This window comes from Vibrio sp. 10N.222.55.B11 (genome assembly GCF_041473705.1).
Taxonomy (GTDB): domain Bacteria; phylum Pseudomonadota; class Gammaproteobacteria; order Enterobacterales; family Vibrionaceae; genus Vibrio; species Vibrio crassostreae_C.
The window spans coordinates 66,792-83,606 of sequence record NZ_JBFRST010000005.1 but is presented as its reverse complement, the minus strand read 5'-3'; the positions used below and the strand labels follow the sequence as shown (position 1 = coordinate 83,606).

The following is a 16,815-nucleotide window of genomic DNA, read 5'->3' as shown; positions in this document are numbered from 1 at the left end:
CTAACCGAAGGGGTGATGTTCTAGTTATTTGGGTCTATGTCAGGCAGTCCGTCAACGTCATTATGATGGTGTAAAGAATCATCAATAGATGGGTTATCGGTATGGTGAGACAGCCCATCACTCATACCATCGTCAGTTTGCTCAGCCCCATAAGCACTCTCGGCATCACTGAAAATGATATCGATATCATGCGCTACTGGTACATTGTGTGACGGTGAATCTATAGACGGCGAGTCAGCATTAATACCCAGAGCGTCTAGGTAAGCATGGGCACCAGAACGCTGTTCGTGTTCGCCTATCGCTGTATGTTCTAGGTTTGCCGTCACCTCATCAAAATTAAGAGTAACTTCATCAGGGGTGCTGAAAGAGGCATCCGGTTCATCCGCTTGGCTCATGCCGGGTGCTGGAGGAGGTGATGGAGCGATTGGCGATAAATCCATGCCAGTTAGTGTGGTTTGGTCAATGTGATGTCCGCTGTTTCCATGGACGGATTGCGAGTGCAAATGTAGGTGCACCGCGACTTGTGAATTTTGATTACCCCCTAACGTCAAAACAAAGGAGTCGGTTTCGTCTGTACCATTACCGTAAGAGCCTCCTGTATGTGTCTTAACGACGCCTGATGAAGGTTGTTGGTAATCGTAACTCAACTCTCCCGTTGCAGGATTGACATGCAAAGTACCAAATTGACCGTGTAATGCAGTGAGAGAATGTCCGTGGTGATCTGATATTCCCCAGCCTGTCATCGGCGTAGGCGTTCCTTGGTGAATAATCGGAGGGAAACCGATTGAGGCATGTAAATCTTGATGTCCAGCACTGCCCGATATTTGTGCTGGTGCAACCAAAGTCGGCATAGGGGGAATATCGCTGTGACCATTAATACTCATTTCGATCTCTTGTTGGGTGACACCTCCATTGCCATCATCCACTAATATTGAAAATTTATCCGTTAACTTATCACCATCATTTAATGCATTTACTTTGGCATTATTATTATTGAGGGTGTAAACCCAAGTTTGGCTATTGTTGTTATAACTGACAGAGCCATATTGTGGTGGATGCTGTGAGTCAATGCTTACAGCATGTTGATCGCTATGATCAACATCACTGATAATAATTTGCCCAGAGGTCGCATTTGCAGCATCTTCATCAATGTTATGTGCACCTGCGATAACTTCAGAAACTGTTGGTTTATCATTAGTACCATGGACATAGAGGGTAATAACCTGCTTATCACCGCCAGCAGTCGTTACTTCATATTGAACCTGCTCGACTTGCCCTGCCGCTAAGTGTTGAATATTGGCATTGGGAACCGAATAAGCCCAATCACCGGCTTTTCCAATGGTCAGGTGACCGCCATAGGGATCACTGAGCGCATGGGCATTACGAGTGGCGTAAAAATGATCTTCACTGGCATCAGGATCGATAACATTCAACACGCCAGTGACAAATATCGTATGTTGAGCATCACCTTGTACATGGCGATCTTCTGTAATTTGACCGCTTTTATCTCCGGTGAAGATCGCAGCATCGCCAGCTGCCGAGAGCGTCGTTGATGCGCCAGTGTGTGTCACACCACCGTGGGCATCCTTAACGTCATAGCTGAAGTGTACATCGCCGTTGTAGTCTTTTTCTGGGGTAAAAGTGAACGTGCCATCGGCATTTAACGCAATAGCACCATGGTCAGCCTGTAGGTTTTCAATGGATAGTTTGCCAATATCGTTGTCATCAACATCGCTAGTATTAGCCAGAAGCTGTGCTGAGGTGAGGACAATTTTGCTATCTTCCAAGCCATTCGCTAAACGTACTTCAGCTGACGCAACTGGCGCATCATTGGTGCCATGAACGGTCACTGTGATATCTTTTTTAGCACTGCCATCGATAGATTCAACGGTAAAGGTTTGCTGGAAGCTTTCCCCTGCGCCTAAATGTTGGACTTTATCATTGTCAATGTTGTATGACCAATGGCCTTGTGCGTTGATATTGAACTGACCACCTTCGGTGGTGGTGATGGTTTGTGCGATAAAACCGGCTTGGTCGTGATCCGGGTCAATGACCTGTAACGTGCCACCACTGCTGAGCTGATGGGTGGTATTGCCAAAGGAAGTGTGATCTTCGTAAACATGATTATCTAGGCTGGAGTAGGGCGTCACTGCAATTTTTGCTTGGTTATCTTCACCGGTCACTTTCACCATAATGGTGAGCTTCTGACCATCAGTGGTTTCGACTTCGTAGGGGAGCTCCATCGACTCGCCAGCATGTAGGCTACTGATTAGATCGTCCGGATGATGATTGGTACCTGTATTTAATCTGAATTGATAAGTGCCATTAGGCCAAACATCAAGGTAACCAGGTGCAAACCCTTGACCTAAATATTTACCGCTAAAAACAAACTGAGTGTTATCGCCACTATCAGGGTCAATCAGCTGAAGCTGGCCTCTATAGGATTTAAATTCGCTATCCAGCGCTTGTGTTTCAGTGAGCTGAATGACATTAGAAACCAGTGTGGCTTTATCATCTGTCCCGGCAATCGTAAGCGTGGCGGTTTGTTGCGTACTTCCACCATGGCCATCTTCTACTTGATAGGTGATAGCGATTTGTTGCGACTGACCATTGGCCAAAGGATTAAATGCGGGATCAGTGGCATCAACAATTAACGTATGCCCATCAGCATCTAAGGTAATGCCCGTTGGAAGTTGGCCCGACTGAGGTTGACCATCGATGGCATATTCAAGGTGACTGATAGTTAAAGCGTCGCCGTCTTTATCTGTGGCACCTACTAGCAGATTGAGGGTGTGATGATTATCGGCCCCCTCACTGACACTGTCTGTTAAAGGCGTCACATCAGGGTTGTCGTTAACCGCAGCTAAGTTGGTGGTTGCGCCGGTGTGGGTCACACCACCGTGTGCATCCTTAACGTCATAGCTGAAGTGTACATCGCCGTTATAGTCTTTCTCTGGGGTAAACGTAAACGTACCATCGGCATTGTTTAGAATAGAGCCATGGTCGACATGGAGGTTTTCAATGGTTAGCTTACCGGCGTCATTGGCATCCACATCGACGGTATTCGCTAATAGTTGCGCAGTGGTTAAGGTTTGGCGTGTATCTTCACTGCCATTTGCAAGCACAACTTCAGATGAACAGTAAGGTCTGTCGTTACTGCCGTGAATGGTGATGACAATATCGTGTGTTGTACCATCTTTTGAATGGACTGTAATCGTATCGGTTAGGCTTTGCCCTTCACCAAGCTGGTCAATTGCAGTGCCACGCGTTGTTGCTACGCCACCAATAGCGGCTCTATGTCCGGCATCGGCGTGATAATGCCATGTACCATCATTTTGTAAAATCAGATCTCCATAGGTACCGTGATAGTCGTAACCATTGCTGCCTTGCTTTTCAAAAATAGACTCACCCGTATCAGGGTCTGTAATGGTCAGCTTACCATCCGCATAGAGTGTTGTATTGCCAAGTGTGGCTATGCCAGGTTGGGCATAATCGGGAGACATGTTAACGCCAGCGGTATTCTCGGTTATTGAACCAGTATCAACGCCAGCAATAGTGGCCACATTGTTGCTACCATTTATGGTCACCATTATTTGATGTGTTGTGCCATCCGCGGAATGCACGGTAATGCTATCGGTGGTGGTTTTACCTTGACCTAATGCTTGTACCGTTGGGTTTTTGTTATCTAAATCGTAAGTCCAATCACCGTTATCTTTAAGATGTAGGGTACCTAATTGGCCTGCGATATCGGTATTCGAGAAGTGGGCTTCACCTTTGTCTGTATCGGTGATGGTGAGTGTTCCCGAGGTTTGCAGTTGTGACTCTTCCGTTACCGCACCGGTATTGGTGCCTGCAATAACAGCAGTATCATTAGTACCATTTACAGTAATAGTAACTTGATGTGGCGTGCCATCGGCAGAGTGAACGGTGATGGTGTCGGTTGCCGTTTTGCCTTGCGCTAATGCTTGCACGGTCGGATTTTGATTGTCTAAATCATAGGTCCAATCACCGTTATCTTTAAGATGTAGGGTGCCTAATGAACCAACAATATCGGTATTCGAGAAGTGCGCTTCGCTTGTATCGGTATCAGCAACGGTTAACGTGCCAGCTGTTTGTAGTTGCGACTCTTCAGTCACTGCTCCTGAATTGGTGCCTGCAATAACAGCAGTATCATTAGTACCATTTACAGTAATAGTAACTTGATGTGCCGTGCCATCGGCAGAGTGAACGGTGATGGTGTCCGTCGCCGATTTACCTTGGGCTAACGCTTGCACGGTTGGATTGTTATTATCTAAATCATAGGTCCAATCACCGTTATCTTTAAGATGTAGGGTGCCTAATTGACCAACAATATCGCTATCAGAGAAGTGGGCTTCACCTGTGTCTGTGTCACTAATAGTTAATGTGCCAAATGTGGTTAATACCGTTTCTTCAGTCACTTGACCCGTATTAGTGCCTGCAATCACCGCACTGTCATTAGTGCCATTGATGGTAATAGTAACTTGATGTGGCGTGCCATCGGCAGAGTGAACGGTGATGCTGTCGGTTGCCGTTTTGCCTTGAGCTAACGCTTGCACGGTCGGATTTTGATTGTCTAAATCGTAGGTCCAATCACCGTTATCTTTAAGATGTAGGGTACCTAATGAACCAACAATGTCTGTATTCGAGAAGTGATCTTCGCCTTTATCGGTATCTGTAATAGTCAGAGTCCCAGACGTTTGTAATTGCGACTCTTCAGTTACCGCACCAGAGTTAGTGCCTGCAATCACCGCAGTGTCGTTAGTGCCATTCACGGTAATAGTAACTTGATGTGGCGTGCCATCGGCAGAGTGAACGGTGATAGTGTCCGTCGCCGTTTTACCTTGCGCTAGTGCTTGAACTGCCGTGTTTTTGTTATCTAAATCGTAGGTCCAATTACCGTTATCTTTAAGATGTAGGGTGCCTAATTGACCTGCGATATCGGTATTCGAGAAGTGATCTTCGCCTTTATCGGTATCTGTAATAGTCAGAGTCCCAGACGTTTTCAGTTGCGACTCTTCAGTTACCGCCCCTGAATTTGTACCTGAAATAACAGCAGTATCATTAGTGCCATTAACGGTAATAGTGACTTGATGTGGTGTGCCATCGGCAGAGTGAACAGTGACGATGTCTGTCGCAGTTGAACCTTGGCTAAGTCTTTGAACTACTGGGTTATTGTTGTCTAAACTGTATGTCCACGCACCGTCTTTGGTGATGCTTAGCGTACCGAAATTACTAGTCACTTGTGAGGCTTGAAAGTGGTCCTCTCCAAGATCAGAGTCCGTGACCGAAAGCAGCCCTTGAACTTGTGTCGTTAAATCTTCAGTTAACGTGCCAGCATCCACACCTGTGATAACGGCGTTGTCGTCGTTCCCACCAATCGTCATATCGATGGTTTGCGGTGTGCCGTCTTTGGTGTGAATAGTGAAGCTTTCGTGCAGTGAAGTGGCTGCGGTTAAAGCTTGAACATTAGAGAGCGAGTTATCAACTTGATACTGCCAATGTCCATCAGCACCGATAGTTAATGAACCATATTTACCTGAGATAACTTCCGGTGTAACCGAACTTTCATTTTGGTCAGGGTCTATGACATCGATTTTGCCGTTGGCATGTAACAAGCCTTGTGAATCAATATTGTGATCTTCTGTTACGACACCTGTTAAGTCTCCAGAAATACTTGGCGTGTCTTGCTTACCTGTTACTGGTATCTGGACAATGATGCTCGAGCCATTAGATAGATGTAACGCAAAATGGTCAGTACCTGGTTGGTGCTGATTTAACAGGATGTATTGAGGAGAATTTGGATTCAATACGAATGTGTATTGACCATTTGCATCAACATGAAGCTCTCCGTACGTACCTTTTATGACTTCTGGCATAAAGGTGACGGGTAAAGCGGGCGTCGTAGGCGCATTCGAATGAGTCGGCTGACCGTTACTCCCTGAGGAGATAGTAGGCATCGATACTGAAGGAATGTAATGGACTTGCGGGTGAGAAAGCGTCGATAAATGATGAGAAGGAACCAAGTGAGAGCTCGAACCATGGGCGGCATGACTTGCACTTAAGGTTGAGTTTACGTCGCTGTCACTCGTCTGAGCTTCTTGGAGAGCAACCGCTGATGAGTCCGCCTTGCTATGGTCATCGGTGACATCTTTTTCGGTCACGTTATTTGCGGTTACTTGATCTGCAGCGTCGCTGGAATTGTCTATACTTTCTGCAGCAGCGTGTTTAGCCAATGATGGTAAAATCATCATGAGTGACTGAAAAAGTGGGATATTCACTTTTAGATGTGAATGCAGTCTGCGCTTCTTTTTTTGTGTTGGTTTCTTTTGTTCTAGCTTGTTACTTTTCTTATTTTTGATTTCTGTATTTTTCTTGTTTGCTTCGACGTTTTTTTTGTTAGCCATTTTTATCATCCGTGAATCGTGGTTGCACTATCTTAAGTAAAATACACAGATAGAGGTTTCGCTAGCTAATTGGATAATTTTTAAAGAAAAAACTGCAAAGTCGAAGAATTATCTCATTTTGATGAAAGAGAGGATGAATACTTTTTCAACGGTCAGGTAAATATCGGCACAATGGCATTGACCTTACCCTAAGGGGAACGTTTATAGTTGCGTTTTAAATTCAAAGGTAAGCTATGACAAACACATTCCGAAAAACTTGGATTATTGTTTTCAGCATCATTGCGATGTTGATGTCTAGCTATGCCTCAAGCTCCTCAGCCTTGATGACTGAAGTAATGATGATGGAAATGGGGTCGAGCAAGTCGGCTTGTTACCACAGCGATACTTCGGTTAATGAATCAATGGCAGGGTGTCATGTGATGAGTGAAGAAGTACACGCTGAAGACTCTAACATGAGTGCTCATGCTTTGATGGCTCAATTCGATATTTCTTCAATGAGCGAAGACGGCAGTCCGATGATGGGTAACCATTGTTCGAGTGCCGATTGCTGTGCCTCAATGTGTTCTGCAAGTCCCTATCCAATTCAGGCTGTTCAAGCCGTTGATCAACTTTCCTTTTCATTAGCTCGTTTTCAATCGGTCACGATTGGCCAGAAAGTCGCACGCGCTCAATCTTTGCTACGCCCACCTTCCGCATAAATCTATATCTAAAAATACAGCTCTATCAGTTAGATAAACCTGATAAGCCATTCTTTTTTATGCGCTAATTAGCGCTAGATATGGACATTCATTGTGAATATGAAACCAACAACCTCTGTGTTTGTCATGAACACGAGCTTAGTGGTTGCTGCTACCTTGCCTATGGCCTTGTTTTCAAGTGCTACGCTCGCGGCTACCACGGCGTCAGCTTCAAATGCTCAACACATTTCAGCACATGACCAAGCAAGCTCGACGCAGCAACTCAATACACTGATTGAGATTGCTTTAAGCGAAGATGGAAATCGCAAACAGTACTTTGCTCAGTCTCAAGCGATGCGAGAAACGGGCATTGCCAGCTCGACCTTAATGGATCCTAAATTAAAAGTTGGATTTGGCGGTTTGCCTGTCGATAGTTTTCAATTCGACGAAGACCCGATGACCAATATATCGGTAGGGTTGATGCAGCAGTTTGAGCGTGGCGATACGCTTAACCTTCAACAAAAAAAGGCAGGCCAACAGGCAGATGCTTTAGCTTTGCAGGTGCAAGCAAGAGAATTGACGGTTGCGAATAGCATGACGCAGCTTTGGCTTAAGTTAGGTTATCAGCAAAAGGCTGAGTCGGTGATTCGTCAAAATCGTCGTTTGTTGGTTGAGCTTGAAAACTATGTACAAACCAATTACTCGATTGGTAAAAGCGAAGCGCAAGATCTGCTTAATGCTCAGCTCCAAGTGAGCAAGCTTGATGATAAACTTCAGGCAAACCAGCAAGTTCAGCGCCGCTTAATCTCTCAGCTTTCTGAATGGTTGGGATCTGATTGGTTAGGCTCTCAGGTTCTTGATTCTCAGGGCACACTGAATGCAACTAACCAAATCGATTGGTCGTTGTTGGAAAGCAAATTAGCGACCAATATCGATTCAACCAAGCACTACCAGCTACTGACTGACCATCCTTTGATTAAGATCTCCGATGTCAGTATTTCCTCTAATCAAACTCAGGTTGAGTTAGCCGAGCAAGCTTATACCCCACAATTTGGGGTGGAAGTGATGTATGCACACCGTCAAGCCAATAACATGGCGGGTGAACCAGCTTCTGATCTGGTGAGTGCCTATCTGACTGTCGACATCCCGCTGTTTACGGGGAATCGACAAGATAAGAACTTATCGGCTGCTCAGTATCAAGTTGGTGCGGCCAAATCTCAAAAAGACACCTTACTTTCCCAAATGAACGCCCAAGTGAACGCATTGCTGGTGGACAGATCAAATCTGATCCAGCGATTAGATCGCTATCAAACGTCCTTGCTTCCTCAAACCGCAGCCCAAATCAGCGCGGTTGAGAGGGGCTATCAAAACAATACCGCTCAGTTTAACGATGTCATTTTAGCAACGACCGATGAGCTGGCGCTTAAGTTAGAGCAACAACGTTTGATCACCGATCTCAACATCGTTAACAGCAAACTGGCGGCGTTAGTCAGTGGCTTTGAATACCAAGTAAATCAACCACAGCTTGTAACCACAGAGAATCAGTAAGGGATAGATAATGAGTTCAGTAAAAGTAGCAACAATCGCTTTATTGGTCGGTGGTGCATTGGGTTTTGGTGTGAACCATTTTCTGATTAATCCAGCACACGACATGTCAGCAATAGCAACGAGTACAGGCGCAGATGTAAGTAAACAGGCCAGCGATGAGCCTTTGTATTGGGTAGCTCCGATGGACCCAAATTATCAGCGTGATAAGCCGGGCCAGTCGCCAATGGGGATGGATCTTATCCCTGTGTATGCAGACGATGTGAACGGCGGAGCTAAAGATAAGCCCGGAACCGTGTTTATTGATTCTTCCGTGGAAAATAACCTTGGCGTGAAAACCGCACAAGTCACACGAGAAGCGCTATCACCGCGCATTGAAACCGTGGGTTATGTGGCGTTCGATGAAAGTACATTGTGGCAAACCAACGTAAGAGCAGCTGGTTGGGTTGAGAAGCTCTACATCAACGCAGTGGGTGAGAAGGTAAACAAAGGTGATGTACTTTTCACACTCTATTCTCCAGAGCTTGTTAAAGCACAAGAAGAGTTGATCAGTGCTTATAAAACGGGTCGTAAAGGTTTGATCAAGGGCTCGACTGAACGCTTGGTCACCCTAGGTGTAGATAAAGCGCAGATACGATCCATCGCTCGTAAAGGGAAAGCCTCGCAAACCATCGAAATCAAAGCGCCTGCGGATGGTGTCATCGCTAGCCTGAATATTCGAGAAGGTGGTTATCTTTCACCTGCACAAGCGGTGATCAGTGCTGGCCCATTAGGCGAGGTATGGGTTGATGCTGAGGTGTTTGAGCGCCAAGCACACTGGATCTCATCAGGCAGCAATGCCGAAATGACACTGGATGCGATTCCCGGTAAGGAGTGGCAGGGCAACGTCGATTATGTCTACCCAATTCTGGACCCGAAAACTCGAACCTTGCGCGTTCGTTTGAAGTTCTCCAATCCCCATGGCGAGCTTAAGCCAAATATGTTTGCAAATATTGCGCTAAAACCCATTAGTGATGAAGCGGTTCTTACTATCCCAAGATCTTCGGTGATTCACTCCGGTGGTATGACTCGAGTGGTGATGTCAGAAGGTTCTGGCAAGTATCGCTCTGCTCGTATTGAGGTTGGTCGTGAAGCTGGCGAAAAAATAGAGGTGCTTCAAGGGCTAGAGCAAGGTGAGAACATTGTCACTTCTGCGCACTTCATGTTGGATTCTGAATCGAGCCAATCTGCTGATCTGTCACGCATCAATGGTGTTGAGGAAGAAGCTGAAACCGTGTGGGCAAACGGTGAAATTTCCGACGTTATGCAAGGCAGCCGTATGGTGACGATTAACCATCAGCCTGTTCCTGAATGGGATTGGCCGGGTATGGTGATGAATTTCACCTTTGCGGAAGGCTTAGACATGAGTGACGTGAAACGTGGTAAGGCAATTGACTTTGAGATGAGAAAGACAGAGTCAGGGCAGTACGAGGTTGTGGATTACAAGGTGAACAAACACAAGATCGCTGGCGAAGTTTGGGTAACGGGTGACATCACTATGTTGATGGCAGATTTTGGCATGATCACCGTAAAACATCAGCCAGTCCCTGAGTGGAATTGGAAAGCGGGTGAAATGAATTTCCAAGCCAGTGATGACCTTGATTTATCGGAGTTTGCCGAGGGTCAAACCATTCGGTTTCTAGTAGCGAAGCAGGGTTCAGATTATGTGCTCAAATCTCTCGAACCGACGAATAGCAAGGGTGAGGGCACATTATGATCAATGCAATCATTCGCTGGTCTATTAGCAACCGCTTCTTAGTGCTGGTTGCTACTGTAGCCATCGTATTTGGCGGCTTATACAGCGTTAAAAATACACCGGTCGATGCCATTCCAGATTTATCAGATGTTCAGGTAATTATCAAAACCAGTTATCCGGGGCAAGCGCCGCAAGTGGTCGAGGATCAGGTGACTTATCCATTAACCACCGCCATGTTAGCTGTACCGGGTGCTGAAACGGTTCGTGGCTACTCGTTCTTTGGCGATTCGTATGTCTATATCATCTTCAATGACGATACTGATATGTACTGGGCACGTTCACGAGTGCTGGAGTACCTAAGCCAAGTTGCACCTAACTTGCCTTCGAGTGCTAAGCCAACACTAGGGCCAGATGCAACCGGTGTGGGCTGGGTCTACAGCTATGTTCTGCAAGATAAAACAGGTCAGCACGACTTAGCGGAACTTCGTAGTTTGCAAGATTGGTTCTTGAAGTATGAGTTGCAAACCGTAGAAGGCGTGTCTGAAGTGGCGACCGTTGGCGGCATGGTGAAGCAGTACCAAGTACAGATTGATCCTGCCAAGTTACGTGCTTATGACCTAACGCTTCAGCAAGTCAACAAGGCAATCCAAGATGGTAATCAAGAAACAGGGGCGTCTGTTGTTGAGATTGCCGAAGCCGAGCATATGGTTCGTACAACCGGTTACCTCACAAGCATTGAAGACATTCAATCTCTGCCGCTAAAAGTGACCGACAAAGGTACTCCGTTGCTATTAGGTGACATTGCTGACATTAATCTTGGCCCGCAAATGCGTCGCGGTATCTCGGAGCTCAACGGTGAGGGTGAAGCGGTTGGCGGCGTTATTGTGATGCGCTTTGGTGAAAATGCCAGTGAAGTGATCGACTCGGTGAAATCCAAGCTCGCTGAACTGCAAGCTGGCTTGCCTGATGGTGTCGAGATTGTCGCAACTTATGACCGTTCTACTTTGATTGATTCAGCCGTTGAAAACCTTTGGAAGAAGCTGGCTGAAGAGTTCATCGTGGTCGCCGTCGTGTGTGCGCTGTTCTTGTTCCATATCCGAACATCACTGGTTATCGCGCTAAGTCTGCCTGTTGGTATCTTAGTTGCATTCATTGTGATGCATTGGCAGGGTATTAACGCCAATATCATGTCTCTTGGCGGGATCGCGATTGCGATTGGCGCCATGGTGGATGGTGCCATAGTGATGATCGAGAACGTTCATAAACACATTGAACGGACTCCGCTCACTGACAAAAACCGTTGGCAAGTGATTGGTAAGGCAGCAGAAGAAGTTGGCGCGCCGCTGTTCTTCTCTCTGATTATCATTACCTTGAGTTTTGTGCCTGTGTTCGCGCTAGAAGGGCAAGAGGGCAAGATGTTCTCGCCACTTGCGTTTACCAAGACGTATGCAATGGCCGCTGCAGCCGGTTTGGCTATCACGCTTGTGCCTGTGCTAATGGGTTACTTCATTCGTGGCAACGTGCTACCTGAACACAAAAACCCAGTAAACCGCAGCCTAGTGGCGATGTACAAGCCGCTTCTAAATCTCAGCCTAAAATATCCAAAGGTGATGATTGTTATCGCACTTGGCTTAATGGCGTCTGCTTATTACCCAACCAGTAAGCTTGGTAGTGAATTCATCCCTCCTTTGGACGAAGGGGATTTGATGTACATGCCAACCACGTATCCGGGTATCTCAATAGGCAAGGCTCGTGAGTTGTTGCAACAAACCAACAAGCTCATCAAAACCATTCCAGAAGTCGAAACCACGTGGGGCAAAATTGGTCGAGCAGAGACAGCAACCGATCCTGCGCCACTGACTATGATTGAAACGGTTATTCAGCTTAAACCGCGAGAACAGTGGCGTGACGGTGTCACTACGGAGTCTCTGCGTAAAGAGTTTGATGATCTGATTCAATTCCCCGGTTTGACCAACGCTTGGGTCATGCCAATCAAAACACGTATCGACATGTTGGCGACGGGTATTAAAACGCCAATTGGTATCAAAATCGCAGGCCCAGATCTGAGCGTGATTGAGGATATTGGCTCTCAACTTGAACCCATCCTCAATAGCGTGAGTGGTACTGCTTCTGTCTACGCTGAGCGTGTTGCGGGTGGTCGTTATGTCACGATAGACATCAAGCGCCGCTCTGCTGCTCGTTACGGATTAAGCATCAAAGAGGTTCAGCAGGTTATTTCGACCGCAGTTGGCGGTATGAATGTCGGCGAAACGGTAGAAGGGCTAGAGCGTTATCCAATCAATGTCCGTTATCCGCAAAGCTATCGTGATTCTGTCGTTAAGCTGCAGAACCTGCCGTTAGTGACACCAAATGGAGCGCGAATTGCTTTGTCTGATGTCGCGGATATTCGCTATGAAGATGGGCCACCAATGATTAAGACGGAGAACGCGCGTCCTAATGGCTGGGTGTTCGTTGACATCGAAGGTCGCGACCTTGGTTCTTATGTGGCAGAGGCGCAAAAAGTCGTTACCGATCAAATCGTCTTGCCTGCCGGATATTCACTGGCATGGTCTGGTCAATACGAATACATGGAGCGCGCCAAAGAACGTTTAAGTGTCGTTGTGCCAATTACCATCGCCATCATCATGTTATTGCTCTACCTCAGCTTCCGCCGTGTCGGTGAGGTGATGATGATTATGCTGACATTGCCACTCGCGATGGTTGGTGGTCTATGGCTGATGCATGTCCTCAATTACAACTTCTCGATTGCGGTGGGTGTGGGCTTTATCGCCCTTACCGGGGTAGCTGTCGAGATAGGTGTGATCATGTTGGTGTACCTCAACCAGGCGTGGCATTACAAAAAACTCGATGCCGAACAGAACCAACAAAAACTTCAACTTACTGATTTAACCGATGCCATTCGTGAGGGGGCAGGGCTTCGAGTTCGCCCAGTGATGATGACGGTGCTTACGGTGATCATTGGCCTCATTCCAATTATGTACGGCGAAGGTACGGGCTCTGAAGTGATGCAGCGAATTGCTGCGCCGATGATAGGCGGAATGGCGTCGGCATTGTTGCTTACCCTACTGGTTTTGCCTGCAATCTTTAAGCTCTGGAAACAGCGTGAGATTACGCATAGCCAAAACGAGACAAGTAAATAACGCACTGACTATAAAGCCCTTACTTGCGAGACAGGAGTAGGTAAGGGCGCACCATATGAACATGTGAAACTAACAAATAAATAACTGAATTAATCTAAGGAACGACGATGAAAAAGACACTAATTGCTATCGCTCTAACACTGACTACAGCAACCGCTTTTGCTGCAATGGACCATTCAAAAATGGATCACAGTATGATGACGAGTGGAAAGATGGACCATTCAAAGATGATGAATATGGATGGAATGATGGACATGGAAGGTATGTCAGAAGTGGGGATGCCAGCTCAAGGCGCGAAGCCCGATAAAGTGGTTCATGTGCTGCTAAGTGATGATATGAAAATCACATTTAAAAACAAGGTCGATATAGAGCCAAATGACGTAGTGCAGTTTGTTGTGATGAATACAGGCAAGATTGATCACGAATTTTCGATTGGTTCTGCTTCAGAGCAGCTAGAGCACCGTGAAATGATGAAAAACATGGGTAATCACGCTCATGACTCGGGCAGCACAGTTACAGTTCAGCCGGGTAAAGCGAAGCAATTGCTGTGGCATTTCCATGGTGATAATAACGTAGAGTTAGCGTGCAATATCCCTGGTCACGCTGAAGCGGGTATGGTGAAGTCGTTAACGCTTTAGACGTTAATCAATAGCGCTTTGTTGAATTAGAAATTCAATGAGGGCTAGAAAATTAAAGATAAGTCTTAACTTATACCTAAAGCGCTTTGCTGTGAGGGATTCGCTGAGGCTTATCTTTATTTATAGTCACTGTAGCAAGATAGAAGTTTCAAGCAGATGGTGTGCTTCGCCGCTCAGATGCGGTAGCTCTGCCATGATCTTTTTAAACTTGTCATCGATTGACTCTGCTTCATTCAGCGATCGAAAAGCCAGTACAGCCTGTTCAGGCTCGCTGTTCACATAACCTTTCAATGTATCTAGCTGAATTTTATTGGCATTTTCAACTTTTGCTAGCGCGACATTAATTGCTTCGATGCTAATTGTTAACTCATTGCTTTTAAACATTTTTTATTATTTATGGGTTGTTGCTAATGCGCGCACATTAACACAATGATTTTTGCAGATATTGACCAAGATTATTAAATTGGAACAATTTTGAAAATCATTAAAAGCTGAACTGCAATGTGTGATTTGGATAGGTGTCAGAAATACGAAGCGAATTAAGGAGTTAATAGCTTTGGTTGGTCAATCTAAGCTTAAACAAAATAAGTTTAATCAGTATAGATTTAATGACTATGGATTTAACTAACGGAGAAAGTTTTTGAATAGCGTGTCGCTGGAAGAAAGCACGTCATGGAGCGTAAGGATAAGTTGGAGCGTGCAGCGGGAATCGAACCCGCATCATCAGCTTGGAAGGCTGAGGTAATAGCCATTATACGATGCACGCACACTGTCTTAAGAGTAAGACTGAGGTATCAAGAAGACTGGAGCGTGCAGCGGGAATCGAACCCGCATCATCAGCTTGGAAGGCTGAGGTAATAGCCATTATACGATGCACGCACATCGTCTTAACGAGTTTGATAATGCCACATCTAACTGAAAACGAAACCTTTTTCTTTCATTTTTATTCTAAGTGCTCGCATAACCACCACTCCGCTAGTTTTTCCATCATGTTCGGCGTTTTCAGAGTGAATAAAATGTGACTAAAATCTCTAAAAAAGGAGGGCGAGAAATAATAGTAAATGTCATGTTGCTTTTTGCGATAAATCCGCCTTAATTTATAAACCTGTTTCAGTGGTGCTTGGTTGTCATAAATCTCCTGAAAATTAAGGAATTTGGAGTGTTAACATAAACTGATTTTTATTCGTGTTTTAGCATCCGATAATAACAATCTGAATGCATAAATTTAACTTATCAGCCTGTCAAAACATTCAGTAAACTAATCCCAAATGAGTAGAGTTATAGACACTTATAAGCCTTTGCAGAAAAAAGTAACGAGTTCAGTTGATAATTCACGCAAAAGTCTCGTCATTCCGTCTATCGTTTGGTACATTTGCCGCACATTTTGTCTCCCCTAAAATACCCATGCCTTCTCAGTTCCGAATTAACAAAATTGTTGAAATTGGTGACACTCTTCACCGCAGTGGCTGTGCTCCTTACAAGCTAGAGAAATACACTCAATTCTATGCAAAAAAGCATGGTGTGGATGTGATGATCCAAGCAACGCCAACTGCGATTAACTATCAATTTCCAGACGATAACAACGCCGTTATTCTTAAGCGTCTAAAGCCTGCGTCAATTAACCTGAGTTTGTTGGCCAATACGATCATTCGTATTAACCAGCCAAGCAGTGAGCCTGTACCAGAACCTGTCGGTTACTCAAAATTTGTGACTGCACTTGCCAATATGGGTATTCCGCCTGCTTATTTGATGCTGGTGGGCAGTACGTTGGAAGCGGTGGGCTTTTCTGCGTTATTGGGTTTGATGGTGTGGGTATGTCAGCAAGTTCTTCATTCACGTCGTGCTATCGCGGTTGAGTTCATCTCGGCACTGCTAACCGGTATCTTCGTGGCGTTTCTGGCGAGCACAGGGTTGCCGATTCCGGTGTGGGCGTTGTGTATCGCCTCGATTGTCTTGTTTGTCCCCGGGTTATCCATAGCTAACGCATTAGAATGTTTGGCGTTTAATGACTTGGTTTCTGGTACCAGCTTGCTAGGGCAGAGCGCCTTAACCCTGATTAAGCTGTTTGTCGGGATTATCATGGGGCTCAACATCGGTGAAGCGATATGGGGACAAGCGGTCTCCATCGACTATACCAACGCGGTACCGATGTGGATGCACATATCTGGCTTGGTGCTGATCTCTGTGTCTATCGGTGTGATGTTCAATGCTCGCCCTAAAGACATCTTACTTGGTTTGCCAGTTGCCGTTCTCGGTATGTGGGGCCCATTCTATCTAGGTTTTGATAGTGGTTGGGTTGTCGGCACTTGGGTGACGACGGTTCTTATTACTTTGTACGGAACTTGGATTGCCAAGAAGATGGAGCTCACGGGTTCTATTTATATCGTGCAAGGGATCATCATCTTGGTTCCGGGTAGCCGAGTATTAGTGAGTGCCAGCCAGTCGGTGTTTGAACAATCGATTTTGCCTATCCCGAGTATTGGTTTATCGGCGTTATTCATGTTCTCGGCAATCGTGGCAGGGCAAATTACCGCTTACTCGATTTACTCACCAAAAGTCGAACGTTAAGCCGTTCCGCTTTTCAAACCTTTAAACAAACACAGCTTAGCGGCTGTGTTTGTTCGTTTTAGGTGC

Annotated in this window: 8 protein-coding genes and 2 tRNA genes; 6 read left to right on the top strand and 4 right to left on the bottom strand. The window is 45.8% G+C overall.

What is annotated here, in order from left to right:
• Positions 1 to 20 precede the first annotated feature (20 nt).
• Positions 21 to 6,425: a VCBS domain-containing protein gene (locus tag AB4503_RS03650; RefSeq protein ID WP_372113669.1), complete on the bottom strand. Its 6,405-nt coding sequence runs from the start codon at positions 6,423 to 6,425 to the stop codon at positions 21 to 23.
• A gap of 233 nt (positions 6,426 to 6,658) precedes the next feature.
• On the opposite strand from AB4503_RS03650, the gene AB4503_RS03645 reads away from it, so the two are divergent.
• From AB4503_RS03645 to AB4503_RS03625, 5 genes are all read left to right on the top strand, one after another.
• Positions 6,659 to 7,123, top strand: coding sequence for a hypothetical protein (locus AB4503_RS03645; protein WP_372113667.1), 465 nt, complete (start codon positions 6,659 to 6,661; stop codon positions 7,121 to 7,123).
• A gap of 99 nt (positions 7,124 to 7,222) precedes the next feature.
• The gene (locus tag AB4503_RS03640) at positions 7,223 to 8,650 is read left to right on the top strand and encodes a TolC family protein (RefSeq protein WP_372113704.1); all 1,428 of its coding nucleotides are present in this window, start codon (positions 7,223 to 7,225) and stop codon (positions 8,648 to 8,650) included.
• Between the two features lie 10 nt (positions 8,651 to 8,660).
• The gene (locus AB4503_RS03635) at positions 8,661 to 10,403 is read left to right on the top strand and encodes an efflux RND transporter periplasmic adaptor subunit (RefSeq protein WP_372113665.1); all 1,743 of its coding nucleotides are present in this window, start codon (positions 8,661 to 8,663) and stop codon (positions 10,401 to 10,403) included.
• The gene (locus AB4503_RS03630) at positions 10,400 to 13,543 is read left to right on the top strand and encodes an efflux RND transporter permease subunit (protein WP_372113664.1); all 3,144 of its coding nucleotides are present in this window, start codon (positions 10,400 to 10,402) and stop codon (positions 13,541 to 13,543) included. Before AB4503_RS03635 ends, AB4503_RS03630 begins: the two co-directional genes overlap by 4 nt.
• Positions 13,544 to 13,650: 107 nt before the next feature.
• Positions 13,651 to 14,181 (top strand): cupredoxin family protein, encoded by a 531-nt coding sequence (locus tag AB4503_RS03625; protein ID WP_372113662.1) that lies wholly within the window; start codon positions 13,651 to 13,653, stop codon positions 14,179 to 14,181.
• A 126-nt stretch (positions 14,182 to 14,307) separates the two neighbouring features.
• On the opposite strand, the gene AB4503_RS03620 is transcribed toward AB4503_RS03625, so the two are convergent.
• From AB4503_RS03620 to AB4503_RS03610, 3 genes are all read right to left on the bottom strand, one after another.
• Positions 14,308 to 14,565 carry a hypothetical protein gene (locus AB4503_RS03620; protein ID WP_065583933.1) on the bottom strand — a complete coding sequence of 86 codons (258 nt, stop codon included), beginning with the start codon at positions 14,563 to 14,565 and terminating at the stop codon, positions 14,308 to 14,310.
• A 307-nt stretch (positions 14,566 to 14,872) separates the two neighbouring features.
• Positions 14,873 to 14,947, bottom strand: a tRNA-Gly gene (locus AB4503_RS03615).
• A 38-nt stretch (positions 14,948 to 14,985) separates the two neighbouring features.
• Positions 14,986 to 15,060, bottom strand: a tRNA-Gly gene (locus tag AB4503_RS03610).
• Between the two features lie 525 nt (positions 15,061 to 15,585).
• Here AB4503_RS03610 and AB4503_RS03605 point away from each other — a divergent pair.
• Complete coding sequence (locus AB4503_RS03605; RefSeq protein ID WP_004731486.1) at positions 15,586 to 16,749, top strand: threonine/serine exporter family protein; 1,164 nt, start codon at positions 15,586 to 15,588, stop codon at positions 16,747 to 16,749.
• Positions 16,750 to 16,815 lie beyond the last annotated feature (66 nt).